A 12,627-nucleotide genomic window follows, 5' to 3' on the forward strand; every position below is an offset into this window, starting at 1 on the left:
CCGGGGCAGGACCTGCGTCGTGGACGCGGCGCTCACCGAAGGCGCCGACCGGGCACGGCTGCTGGCCGTCGCCGAGCGGTACGGCGCCCCGTCGGTGGCCCTGGTGATGGGCACCCCGCTGGGGCTCTGCCTGGAACGCAACGCCGCGCGCCCGCCGCACCGCCGGCTGCCCGGGGACACCGTGCGCGCGCAGTACGCCCGCACCCGGGACGCCGTACCCGGCCTGCGCGCCGAAGGGTTCGCCCGGGTGGAGATCCTGCACGGCGGCCGCGCGCACGGTTGAACGCTTGGGCGGCCCGCCCCTCCTGACGGACAGTCGTACCGTCGCCGACCAGGAGGGGAACATGACAGTGCAGGTAGCGGTCGCCGGTGCCAGCGGCTACGCGGGAGGTGAGCTGCTGCGTCTGCTGCTCGATCATCCCGGCGTGGAGATCGGCGCGCTGACCGGCAACTCCAGCGCGGGAGCCCGCCTCGCGACGGTCCAGCCCCACCTGGCCCCGCTCGCCGGACGGGAGGTGGCACCCACCACCGCCGGCGAACTGGCCGGACACGACGTGGTCTTCCTCGCACTGCCGCACGGACAGTCCGCGGCCCTGGTCCGCGAACTGGGCCCCGACGTGCTGGTGGTGGACTGCGGCGCGGACTTCCGGCTGCGGGACGCGGCCGACTGGGAGACGTTCTACGGCTCCCCCCACCCGGGCACCTGGCCCTACGGGCTGCCCGAACTCCCCGGCGCCCGCGCGGCGTTGGCCGCCGCCACCCGGATCGCGGTGCCCGGCTGCTACCCGACCGCCGTCGCCCTCACCCTCTTCCCCGCATACGCCGCCCGGCTGGCCGGGCCCGAGGCCGTGGTCGTCGCCGCCTCCGGCACCTCCGGAGCCGGCCGCACCCCGCGCCCGCATCTGCTGGGCAGCGAGGTGATGGGGTCCATGAGCCCGTACGGCGTGGGCGGCGGCCACCGGCACACCCCGGAGATGGCGCAGAGCCTGAGCCAGGTGGCGGGGGAGCGGGTCACCGTGTCCTTCACCCCGATGCTGGCCCCCATGTCCCGGGGCATCCTCGCCACCTGCTCCGCTCCCGCCCTGCCCGGCGTGAGCGCCGAGGACGTCCGCGCCGCCTACACCAAGGCCTACGCCGACGAGCCGTTCGTCCGCCTGCTGCCCGAGGGACAGTGGCCCGCCACCGCCGCCGTGCGGGGCGCCAACACCGCGCTGGTCCAGGTCGCGCTGGACGAGACGGCCGGCCGGATCGTCGCCGTCGGCGCCATCGACAACCTCACCAAGGGCACCGCCGGCGGCGCGGTGCAGAGCATGAACCTCGCCCTAGGCCTGCCCGAGTCCACCGGGCTCCCCACGATCGGAGTCGCACCGTGAGCGTCACAGCAGCACGAGGGTTCACCGCGGCCGGTGTTGCCGCCGGGATCAAGAGCAACGGCAATCTGGACCTCGCCCTGGTGGTCAACACCGGCCCGTTCCGGGCAGCCGCGGGCGTCTTCACCTCCAACCGGGTCAAGGCCGCCCCCGTGCGCTGGTCCCAGCGGGTGCTGGCGGACGGCAGGCTGACCGCGGTGGTCCTCAACTCCGGTGGCGCCAACGCCTGCACCGGCCCGGCCGGGGAGCGCGACACCCGGACCACCGCGGAGCACACCGCACGGCTGCTCGGGGTCGGCCCCGACGAGGTGGCCGTCGCCTCCACCGGCCTGATCGGCGTACCGCTGCCGATGGACCGGCTGCTGCCCGGCGTGGACCGCGCGGTCGCCGCGCTCGGCCCGGACGGCGGCAAGGCGGCCGCCCTCGCCATCAAGACCACGGACACCGTGCACAAGACGGCGGTGCTGCGCGGGAGCGGCTGGACGCTGGGCGGCATGGCCAAGGGCGCGGGCATGCTCGCCCCGGGCCTGGCCACCATGCTGGTCGTGCTCACCACCGACGCCGTCGTCGAGGCGGACGAGCTGGACCGGGCGCTGCGCGCCGCCACCCGCACCACGTTCGACCGGGTCGACTCCGACGGCTGCATGTCCACCAACGACACCGTCCTGCTGCTCTCCTCGGGAGCCTCCGGCACCGTCGCCGACCCGGGCGAGTTCTCCGCGGCCGTCCGCACCGTCTGCGCCGATCTGGCCCGCCAGCTGATCAGTGACGCGGAGGGCGCCAGCAAGGACATCCGGATCGAGGTCATCGGCGCCGCCACCGAGGACGACGCGGTCGAGGTGGGCCGCGCCGTGGCCCGCAACAACCTGCTCAAGTGCGCCCTGCACGGCGAGGACCCCAACTGGGGCCGGGTGCTCTCCGCGATCGGCACCACCTCGGCCGCCTTCGACCCCGACCGGCTGAACATCGCCATGAACGGGGTGTGGGTCTGCAAGGACGGCGCCATCGGCGAGGACCGCTCCCGGGCCGACCTGAGCGGCCGGGAGATCCACATCACCGCCGACCTCGCCACCGGCGGCGAGTCCGCCGTGATCTGGGCCAACGACCTGACCGCCGAGTACGTCCACGAGAACAGCGAGTACTCCTCATGACCGCACTGTCCTCCCTGACCCCCACCGGTCTGGCCGCGGCCCGCAAACACACCGCGCTGCCCAAGGCCGACGCCCTGGTCGAGGCGCTGCCCTGGCTGGCCCGGCACCGCGGCCGCACGGTGGTCGTCAAGTTCGGCGGCAACGCCATGGTCGACGACCGGCTCAAGGCGTCCTTCGCCGAGGACATCCTCTTCCTGCACCACGCGGGGCTGCGCCCGGTGGTGGTGCACGGCGGCGGCCCGCAGATCAGCCGCCAGCTCGACCGGCTCGGCCTCGAGTCCCGGTTCGCCGGCGGGCTGCGGGTCACCTGCGACGAGACCATGGACGTCGTACGGATGGTGCTGGCCGGGCAGGTGCAGCGCGAACTGGTCGGCCTGCTCAACCGGCACGGCCCGCACGCGGTCGGTCTGACCGGCGAGGACGCCCGGCTGATGACGGCGGGCAAGGCGTACGCGCACATCGACGGCGAGCGGGTGGACATCGGCCGGGTCGGCGCGATCACCGATGTGGACGCCGGGGTGGTCCGGGCCCTGCTCGACGACGGACGCATCCCCGTGGTCTCGTCCATAGCCCGCAGCGGCGAGCCCGGCGACGCGGAGGGTCCCGGCGTCTTCAACGTCAACGCCGACACCGCCGCCGCGGCGCTGGCCACCGCGCTGGACGCCGAGATCCTGATGTTCCTCACCGACGTCGAGGGCCTCTACCGGGACTGGCCGCACAGCGACGAGGTGATCTCCCGGCTCACCGCGACCGAGCTCGCCGCGCTCCTGCCGGGCCTGGCCAGCGGGATGATCCCCAAGATGCGCGGCTGCCTGGACGCGGTGGCCGGCGGGGTGCGCAGCGCCCGGGTCATCGACGGCCGGGTCCGGCACGCGGTCCTCCTGGAGATCCTCACCGACGACGGCATCGGCACCATGGTCGTCCCCGACGACCTGCCACCCGCACACCGTGCCGCGGACACCCCGGCCCCGCCCACGACGGCCGCTCGCCCGGGCGACGCCCCCTCGGCCCCCGCTGCCACGGCCTGCCCGGCACCCGCCCTGCGCCAGGAGACGGCCGCATGACCGCCCCGACCTCCCCAAACCCACGCGTCTCCCCGAGCCCGGGGGTCTCCCCGAGCCCGGTGGTCTCCCCGAGCACGCTGGCCTCCCCAAGTCCGGGGATCTCCCCGAGCCTGGCGGTCTCCTTGAGCCCGGTGGTCTCCCCGAGCACGCCGGCTTCCCCAAGTCCGGGGATCTCCCCGAGCCTGGCGGTCTCCTTGAGCCCGGTGGTCTCCCCGAGCACGCCGGCCTCCCCAAGTCCGGGGATCTCCCCGAGCCTGGCGGTCTCCTTGAGCCCGGTGGTCTCCCCGAGCACGCCGGCCTCCCCAAGTCCGGGGATCTCCTCGAACCTGGCGGCCTCCCCGAGCCCGGGGGTCTCCCCGAGCCCGGCGGTCTGCGAGCCGTCGGCCCCGGTGCCTGCACCGGCGCCCATTTCCGCGCCCGCCCCCGTGCCTGCACCGGCGCCCACCTCCGCGCCCGCCCCCGCGCCTTCAGCGGCGCCCGCCCCCGCGCCTTCCCTGACCGAGCGCTGGCGGGCGTCCATGACCGACACCTTCGGCACGCCGCGCCTGGCCCTGGCCCGGGGCGCGGGTACCCGGGTGTGGGACGACGCCGGCAACGAGTACCTCGACCTGCTCGGCGGCATCGCGGTCAACGCCCTCGGCCACGCCCACCCGGCCGTGGTCGAGGCCGTCACCCGGCAGCTCACCACCCTCGGCCACGTCTCCAACCTCTACGTGGCCGAGCCGGCCGTGGCGCTCGCCGAACGGCTGCTCGCCCTGGCCGGACGCCCGGACGGCCGGGTCTATCTGTCCAACTCCGGTGCCGAGGCCAACGAGGCCGCCTTCAAGCTGGGCCGGCTGACCGGCCGCCGGCACATGGTCGCCGCCCACGGCGGCTTCCACGGCCGCACCATGGGCGCGCTCGCGCTGACCGGCCAGCCGGCCAAGCGCGACGCCTTCCACCCCCTGCCCGGCGACGTCACCTTCGTCCCGTACGGCGACACCGCCGCGCTGCGGGCCGCCGTCACCGAGCACACGGCGCTGGTGATCCTGGAACCGGTGCAGGGCGAGGCCGGGGTGGTCACGCCGCCGCCCGGATACCTCGCGGCGGCCCGGGAGATCACCGCGGCCACCGGGACGCTGCTGGTCCTGGACGAGATCCAGACCGGGATCGGGCGGACCGGCCACTGGCTGGCCGCCCAGGCCGAAGGCGTCGAGGCCGATGTGGTCACCCTGGCCAAGGGGCTCGGCGGCGGGCTGCCGATCGGCGCCACCCTCGCCTTCGGCCCGGCCGCCGGCCTGTTCACCCCCGGAGCCCACGGCTCCACCTTCAGCGGCAACCCGGTGGTGTGCGCGGCGGCGCTCGCCGTCCTGGACACCCTCGAGCGCGAGGAACTGCTCGGCCACGTCCGGCGCCTGGGCGACCGACTGCGCGCCGGGATCGAGGAACTGCGCCATCCGCTGGTCGCGGGGGTGCGCGGCCGCGGGCTGCTGCTCGGCCTGGTGCTCTCCCGGCCCGTGGCCGGCGAGGTGCAGCGCGCCGCCGAACAGGCAGGGCTTCTGGTCAACGCGGCCGCCCCGGACGTGATCCGGCTGGCTCCGCCGCTGATCCTCTCGGACGCCGACGTGGATCTCTTCCTGGACCGCCTCCCCTCGGTCCTGGACACCGCGGCGCCGCGCTGACCCGCCTGCGTCCCCTCCCGCACGCCGTCCCGCTCGAGGACCGGAAAGGGACTAGATAAAAAACCGCGAAGTTGGTTTGATTACTTCACACAGTCCACTCCCTGTCGGCTCCGACTGCCGGACCCATGCCGCTCGAAAGGTTGAATGATGGAAGAACGACACCCACGCCGCTGGCTCATCCTGGTGGTGCTGTGCCTCAGCACACTGGTGCTGGTGGTCGACAACATGGTGCTCACGGTCGCGGTGCCGACGATCACCGAGGAGCTCGGAGCCACCGCTCAGGACATCCAGTGGGTGCTGGAGTCCTACATGCTGGTCTTCGCGGGCCTGCTGCTCACCGCGGGCAGCCTCTCCGACAAGTTCGGCCGCCGGAAGGTCATGGTGATCGGGCTTGTCCTGTTCGGCGCGGCCTCGGCCCTCGCCATGGAGGCAACCACCCCGGACCTGCTCATCATCGGCCGTGTCCTGATGGGCGTCGGCGGCGCGCTGATCATGCCCAGCACCCTGTCCATCCTGATCACGGTCTTCGACGAGACCGAGCGCCCCAAGGCGATCGCCGCCTGGAGCGCGGTGGCCATGGTGGGCCTGGTCGGCGGCCCGCTCCTCGGCGGTGCCCTGCTCGCCCACTACTGGTGGGGCGTGGTCTTCCTGATCAACATCCCGATCGCCGCCCTCGCCATCGTCGCCGCGCTGGTCCTGATGCCGGAGTCCAAGGGGCCCTGGCGCAAGGCCGACCCGGTCGGCATGGTCCTGTCGGTGGTCGGTATGACCGCCCTGGTCTGGACGATCAACGAGCTGCCCAAGGACGGTCTGTCCCACACCGGCACCCAGATCTCCCTGGGGGTCACCGTGGTCGGTCTGATCTCCTTCGCCGTCTGGGAGAAGCGCCACCCCTCCCCGATGGTCCCGCTCGGCCTGTTCCGCGACCGCGTCTTCACCGGCGCCAGCTTCTCCCTGGTCCTGCTCACCCTCGCCAACGGCGGGCTGATGCTGGTCCTCACCCAGTACCTGCAGTTCGTCCTCGGCTACACCCCGACCGAGACCGGCCTGGCCTTCACCCCGCTCGCGGTGGCCACGCTGCTGTTCAACACCATCGGTGCCTCGCTGATCGCCAAGACCGGCAACCGCCCGATGGCCGTCATCGGCCTGCTCGTCATCGCCTCCGGCTTCGCCCTGCTGTCCACCCTGTCCATCGGTGACAGCTGGACGATCCTGGCCGGCGCGATGTGCCTGATGGGCGCGGGCAGCGGTCTGGCCATGCCGGCCGCCATGGCCGCCATGATGGGCGCCATCCCCGAGGAGCACGCCGGTGTCGGCTCCGCGCTGAACGACACCATCCAGCAGGCCGGCGCCGCCCTCGGTGTCGCCGCCCTGGGCGCCGTCCTCACCGGCGTCTTCGCCTCCAACCTGCCGGACGGCACCTCCGAGGCGGCGAAGCACTCCATCGGCGAGGCGCTGGCCGAGGCCGGACAGGACAAGAGCCTGCTCGCCCCCGTCCACGAGGCCTTCACCCAGGGCATGTCCGCCAGCTTCCTCGCCGGTGCCGCCGGCGTGGTGGCCGCCGCGGTCCTCGCCCTCTTCCTCATGAAGGAGCCCAAGAGGGCGGACGGCGCCCCGGTCGCCGACACCGCGGGGCCGGCCGACCCGGACCAGGCCCAGGAGCAGAACCGGAGCAAGGACCTGGCGGTGAGCTGACCGGCCGTCCCGCGCGTCGCCCGGTCACGCTCCGGGCCGGGTCCGCCCGAGGCAGGACCCGGCCCGCCAGGAGGGCGGTGCCGCACGAATCCCGAGAAGAGAACCTCAGGAGTCGTCCGGCACCGCTCTTGTCGTGTCCGCACCATTCCGTATGCCGTCCCACTCGTCCCCCCGGGGGAGTCCATGACCTTCACACCCGTGTCCCCGTCCGCCCCGCCCCGGCCCACCGCGCCGCCCGCCCCGCTTCCGTCCCGCCCGGTCACGCTGCGCCGTGCGCTCGCCTGGACGATCGACTTCGCGCTGATCCTGCTGTTCGCCTGGCTGCTCGGCAGCCTGACCCTGCCCCGGGTGCTCGCGTACTTAGGTGAAGCAGCCGACCTCGTCCAGTCGAACAGCTGGGAGATGCTGACCGGCGGTGAGGACGCCGTCGACCGGGTCCAGCAGCTGCTGTGGACGATGTGGCGCCGGGTCGCCGTCCTGGTGATCCAGGCCCTCGCCCTGCTGGTGGCCGGCACCTTCCTCTACCACTGGGCCTCTCTGGCCCTCTTCCGGCGCACCCCCGGCAAGGCCCTGGCCGGCCTCGAGGTCGCCTCCTGCACCCGGCGCGCGGCCGCCGTACGCGCCGCCGTCAGCACCACCGCCGACGTCGGCTGCTTCGCGCTCGCCTGCTGCCTGCTGGTCTTCGGCGCGTTCGCCGCCGCCTTCACGGTCTGGCTGCTCTCGGTGATCGTCTTCTGGTCCAACGTCCTGCCGGCCCTGGCCGCCTCCCGCCGCTCGATGGCCGACCGACTGGCCGGTACCACGGTGATACGGCGCGTCCGGCACTGATCTGGAGCCGCAAAAAGAACCATCGTCGCGGTTTTTCAACCGTCCATTTCCGGCGGTTGCACGGAGTACACGAAACGGGCGTGGAGGAGGGCCGGGGTGGGAACCCCGGCCCTCCTCCACGCCCGTTTCCCGGCGCCGCCCGTGCTCAGGCCACCTTCGGCGCCGCCCGCATCCCGATGTACACGCACGCCGTGCCGTCCGAGAGCGTGGAGAACACCACGGGCATCCAGTCCGCGCTGTACGCGCCGCTGCCCGGCCCGGCGAAGACGGTGGGGGAGAGCGGCACGAGATCCATCTCCAGCGGCGGCGAGAAGTCCTTCATCCCGTCGACGAACTCGTACACCAGATGCGCCGTGCCGTCCCGTTCGGTGACCGTGATGACCACGCCCTCCCGCCGGTAGACGCCGGTCAGCGGGGCCAGGTCCACCGTGGGCGGCTGCTCGGGCGGGGCGAACGCGGCGGGCATCCGCACCCCGGCCAGCGAGTGCAGCAGCTCCCCGAAGAGATCCTCGTAGAGCCGGCGCGCGTCCCCGCCGTTGGTCAGCAGCACCAGGGCGATCTTCGCGCCGGGCACCACCCGCAGGAACCCGTACTGCCCGATGGAGGCGCCGTCGTGGCCGAAGCCGGGCGTGCCCTCCCAGTCGTACAGCGTCCAGCCGAGCCCCCAGCCGTCCGCGCTCACCGTCCACTTGTCGGGGACGTCCACCTCGCGCCGCTGCATCGCGCGGACGGAGTCGGCCGACAGCAGCCGCTCGCCCCCGGCGAGCAGCCCCTCGTCCAGGTGCAGCTTCGCCAGCCGGGCCACGTCGCCCGCGCTGGCGAGCACGCGGCCGTAGGGGCCGGCCGAGCGCGGCATCAGGTCCCAGGCGGGAGCCGGTGCGGGCTCCTCGCCCAGTTCGCCCAGATGCCCCATGGCGGCCCGGTGCGCGAGCGCCTCCTCGGGCAGCGTCATGGTGCGCTCGAGACCGAGCGGGGTCAGCAGGCGTTCCTTCAGCGCCGTGTCCCAGGTCTGCCCGGTGAGCACCTCCACGATCCGGCCGAGCACGTTGTAGCCGAGGCTGCTGTAGGAGACCGCGGTGCCCGGAGGGCAGTCCAGGCCCACCTCGCGGGCCGCCTCCACATACCGGGCCAGGCAGTCGTCACCGCGCCCCGAGTCGTAGGTGAAGTCGCAGGTCAGACCGCTGGTGTGGGAGAGCAGCTGACGGGGCGTGATGGTGCGCGAGGCCGTTTCGTCGGCGACCGTGAAGTCCGGCAGCACCGCGCGGACCGGGGCGTCGAGGTCCAGCTTGCCCTCGTCCACCAGCTGCATGATCAGCGTCGCCGTGTAGATCTTGGCGAGCGAGCCGAGCTGGAACACCGAGTCGGTGGTGGCCTCCACCCCGGTGCCCCGGTGGAGCACCCCACTGGCCAGCTCGTACACCGTGCCGCCGACCAGGACGGCCGCGGTGGCGCCGGGGACGTGGTGCGCCGAGCGGAGCTGGTCGAGACGCGACTGCCAGTGGTCGACGTAGAGACCGAGCCCGCTGGAGTCCGCCGTCCCCCAGTCGCCGCTCACCGTCCAGTTGCCGTCGGCGTCCCAGGTCATGTTCTTCGGCAAGGCTCCTCCTCCGTTGTGCACACTGTTTTCTCGATGCGAACACCGTACGCATCCGGGGATGTTGTACGCAACGGCGGGAATCGGACACCCTGCGCAGTCGCCGGACGCCTTCACGGCTGCCCGCACGACGGCGGGATCCCGACCGTAGAACGCGGCCTTCCGCATCAGGAAGCCGTTCATACGAGCCGCCGGCGCCTCCTTGCGGACAGCACCCCTTCCGCGATGCAGTGTCGGGACCCCTGTGCACCAACGGTCCGCCGTTGCCCGGGAGCACCACGGGTCGCGTCCCGGCACCGGGCGCCTGCGCGCACACTGTGCGAACAATGCGCACACCGTATGCTGAGCGGGTCGGCCACCCAGGGCCCGAAGAGCGCCGAGCCGAAGGCGAGGAGAAGGTGAGGACACGTATGCCGCAGGGCCAGCAGCCGTCGATCCCCTCGGTCTGGACCCGCCCCCGTCCCAGGCGCGAGCACCTCACCCGGGAACGCATCGTCGCCGAGGCCGTCGGCCTCCTGGACGCCGACGGCATCGAGGCCCTCAGCATGCGCACCCTGGGCACCCGCCTCGGCGCCGGCGCCACCTCGCTCTACCGTCACGTGGCCAACCGGGACGAGCTCATCGAACTCGTCGTCGACGAGGTCTACGGCGAACTGGAGATCCCGTCCGTCCAGGACCCCGCCGACTGGCGCCCGGCCGTCGCCGACGCAGCGGCCGCCCTGCGTGCCATGGTGCTGCGCCACCCCTGGATCGCCTCGGTCCTCAGCCAGGTCGGCCTCTCCCATCTGGGCCCCAATGTCATGCGCATGTCCGACCGGATGCTCGCCCTCTTCGAGACCGCGGGCTTCCCTCCCGAGGAGACGGACAGCGCCATGAGCACCGTCGTCTCCTACGTCATCGGGGTCGCGACCAACGAGGCCGCCTACCTCTCCATGATCGCCCGCAGCGGCGGCACCGAGTCCGACTGGCTGCGCGCTCTGAGCCCCGCCGTCGAGGCCGCCACCCGCACCCACCCCCACCTGCACGCCGCCCACGTCGCCCAGCACGGCAAGGCCCCCGGAGCCGTCCGCGACGAGACCTTCGACTACGGCCTCCAGCGCCTCCTCGACGGCCTCGCGGCCCGCCTGGACCAGCTCGGGCGAACAGACGATCACGACCCCCGTCTGGACGTACCGTGCCGCCATGAGTGAGACGCAGAGGCAGCGGTGGGCCGTGTTCAGCGGATCGGTGTACGAGGAGGAGATCGGGTACGCGCGGGCCGTGGTGGACGGTGACCGTGTGCATGTGTCGGGGACGACCGGATTCGACTACGCGACGATGACGATCTCCGACGACGTGGTGGAGCAGGCCGAGCAGTGCCTGCGGAATGTCGGGGCCGCACTGGAGAAGGCGGGGTGCACCTTCGCCGACGTGGTGCGGGTGCGGTATCTGCTCCCCGAGCGCCAGGACTTCGAGCCGTGCTGGCCCGTGCTGAAGCGGTACTTCGGCGAGGTGCGCCCGGCCGCGACCATGCTGGAGTGCGGACTCGCGGATCCCCGGATGCGCATCGAGATCGAGGCGGACGCGCGGCGCGGCCCGGCCGTCGGGCTGCGTACCGAGGTCGTCGAGGGTGAGGACATGCTGCGCGCCTGGCAGCACGTCCACAACGAGATCGTGCCGCCCGCCGCGCTGTCCCTGGACGAGGTGCGCGAGCGCAGCGGCCGGTACCGGCTGGAGAACGCCTACCTCGGTGACGTCCTCGTCGGCTGCTCGACCGTCCGCCCGCCCGAGGGCCAGGAGCGGGTGGCGACCGTGATCGCCAGGGTGCTGCCCGCCTTCCGCCGGCGGGGGATAGGCACGGCACTGTACGAACGAGGGCTGGCCCACGCGCGCGAGCAGGGGGCTGGGGCGATCGAGACCGTGGTACTGGCCGCCAACGCCGACGGGCTCCGGTTCGCCGAGGCGAGCGGGTTCGTCGAGCGGGAGCGGTATGTGCTCGACGGGGGGAGCGACGAGTGGGTCGATCTCCGGCTGGCGTGAGACCGGGTGCCGCCGCACGCCGTACAACGATTGCCTCAATCTTCCGGGAACTCGATGTGCGCTGAGTCACGTTCAAGTTGAATGATTGCAAGTGAGCGAACCGTCGTGCCGTACGTGCGGACGCAGCCTGCAGGGGGTTCAGGTGAGTGCTTCCCGGCGTAGTGGGACCACGGACGAGCTGGGGCCCGACGAGCCCGAGCGGGAGAGTCGGGAGGGCTCGGACGGGTCCGATCTGCTTGCCGCCCTGCTGGACGGCATGGACGCGGCCCTGTGCGCCTTCGACGCGGACGGGGTGGTGACGCACTGGAACCGTGAGGCGGAGCGGATCCTGGGGTGGAGCGCGGCCGAGGCGGTCGGGCGGCAGGGATTCGCCGGGTGGGCCGTGCGCCGCGCGGACGCCGAGGAGGTCCAGGCGCGGCTGATGTCGGCGATGGACGCACCGGGGCGCCAGGTCCACGAGTTCGCGCTGCTGACGAAGGACGGCGGCCGGGTACTGGTGCGCACGCAGTCGGCGGCCGTGCGCGGTCCTGACGGCAAGCCCGCCGGGGTGTATTGCGCGTTCAGCGAGGTGCACGCGCAGATCGATCTGGAGCGGTCGATCGCGCTGAGCGAGGCGCTGCTTGAGGACGCCTCCTGGGGTGTCGTCCTCGTCGACGCCGATCTGCGTCCGGCGGTGGTGAACGCGGCCGCGGCGAAGGCACTGGGCACGGGGCGTACGGCGGCGCTGGGGCGGCCCCTCGGGGAGTTGCTGGCGCAGGGCGTGGAGGAGCTGGAGAGCGCGCTGACCCATGTGCTGGCGGAGGGCGCGCCGCCCGCGCCGGCGGAGATCTGGGTGAGTGTGCGGACGCCGGAGGGCGAGCGGCGCCGGTGCTGGCGCAGCGGGTTCCTGCGGCTGGCCTCACCGCTGGCGGAGGAGCCGGTTCCGCTGGGCGTGGGCTGGCTGTTCCAGGACGTGACCGAGGCCAAGCAGGGGGAGCAGGAGGCCTCCCTGCTGAGATTCCGTACGCAGCAGCTGCACCGGGCGGCGCGGGCGGCGGCGGAGTGCGAGGACCCGGCGGAGGCGGCGACGATCCACCTGGACTTCGCGCTCGCCGGGTTCGCCGACCACGCGCTGATCGACCGGGTCGCCGAGGGCGCCATGGGCGACGGGGAGAGCGCCGGACCCGTCCGGCTCGTACGGATCGCCGCGACCCCCTCCGGCGCGCCGGGGCCCAGCAAGCTCGCGGGCCGTGCGGGCCTGCCCGT

General features: G+C 73.1%; 11 protein-coding genes. 10 read left to right on the plus strand and 1 reads right to left on the minus strand.

Annotation, left to right across the window (positions count from 1 at the left end):
* From N4P33_RS24590 to N4P33_RS24620, 7 genes are all read left to right on the plus strand, one after another.
* The coding region (locus tag N4P33_RS24590) for an AAA family ATPase (protein WP_260828916.1) at positions 1-283 on the plus strand (283 nt) is incomplete at its 5' end.
* A 61-nt stretch (positions 284-344) separates the two neighbouring features.
* Positions 345-1,373, plus strand: coding sequence for an N-acetyl-gamma-glutamyl-phosphate reductase (gene argC / locus N4P33_RS24595; protein ID WP_260828917.1), 1,029 nt, complete (start codon positions 345-347; stop codon positions 1,371-1,373).
* The gene (gene argJ, locus N4P33_RS24600) at positions 1,370-2,521 is read left to right on the plus strand and encodes a bifunctional glutamate N-acetyltransferase/amino-acid acetyltransferase ArgJ (protein ID WP_260828918.1); all 1,152 of its coding nucleotides are present in this window, start codon (positions 1,370-1,372) and stop codon (positions 2,519-2,521) included. The genes argC and argJ overlap by 4 nt, the downstream gene beginning before the upstream one ends.
* Positions 2,518-3,585, plus strand: coding sequence for an acetylglutamate kinase (gene argB, locus N4P33_RS24605; protein WP_260828919.1), 1,068 nt, complete (start codon positions 2,518-2,520; stop codon positions 3,583-3,585). The genes argJ and argB overlap by 4 nt, the downstream gene beginning before the upstream one ends.
* Positions 3,586-4,079: 494 nt before the next feature.
* Positions 4,080-5,246: an acetylornithine transaminase gene (locus N4P33_RS24610; RefSeq protein ID WP_313904582.1), complete on the plus strand. Its 1,167-nt coding sequence runs from the start codon at positions 4,080-4,082 to the stop codon at positions 5,244-5,246.
* Positions 5,247-5,390: 144 nt separating this feature from the next.
* On the plus strand, positions 5,391-6,941 hold the full coding sequence (locus N4P33_RS24615; RefSeq protein WP_260828921.1) for an MFS transporter: 1,551 nt from the start codon (positions 5,391-5,393) through the stop codon (positions 6,939-6,941).
* Between the two features lie 183 nt (positions 6,942-7,124).
* On the plus strand, positions 7,125-7,769 hold the full coding sequence (locus N4P33_RS24620) for a hypothetical protein (RefSeq protein WP_260828922.1): 645 nt from the start codon (positions 7,125-7,127) through the stop codon (positions 7,767-7,769).
* A 145-nt stretch (positions 7,770-7,914) separates the two neighbouring features.
* Here the strand turns inward: N4P33_RS24620 and N4P33_RS24625 are convergent, their stop codons facing one another.
* A complete protein-coding gene (locus N4P33_RS24625; RefSeq protein WP_260828923.1) occupies positions 7,915-9,366 on the minus strand; it encodes a serine hydrolase in 1,452 nt (483 codons plus the stop codon).
* 407 nt (positions 9,367-9,773) lie between these two features.
* Here N4P33_RS24625 and N4P33_RS24630 point away from each other — a divergent pair, with 407 nt between their 5' ends.
* The 3 genes from N4P33_RS24630 to N4P33_RS24640 form a co-directional block, all read left to right on the plus strand.
* Positions 9,774-10,553: a TetR/AcrR family transcriptional regulator gene (locus N4P33_RS24630; protein WP_260828926.1), complete on the plus strand. Its 780-nt coding sequence runs from the start codon at positions 9,774-9,776 to the stop codon at positions 10,551-10,553.
* On the plus strand, positions 10,546-11,382 hold the full coding sequence (locus N4P33_RS24635) for a GNAT family N-acetyltransferase (protein WP_260828924.1): 837 nt from the start codon (positions 10,546-10,548) through the stop codon (positions 11,380-11,382). The genes N4P33_RS24630 and N4P33_RS24635 overlap by 8 nt, the downstream gene beginning before the upstream one ends.
* 142 nt (positions 11,383-11,524) lie before the next feature.
* On the plus strand, positions 11,525-12,627 hold a 1,103-nt coding region (locus N4P33_RS24640; RefSeq protein WP_260828925.1), incomplete at its 3' end, for a PAS domain-containing protein.

This window comes from Streptomyces sp. 15-116A (genome assembly GCF_025290915.1).
GTDB lineage: Bacteria > Actinomycetota > Actinomycetes > Streptomycetales > Streptomycetaceae > Streptomyces.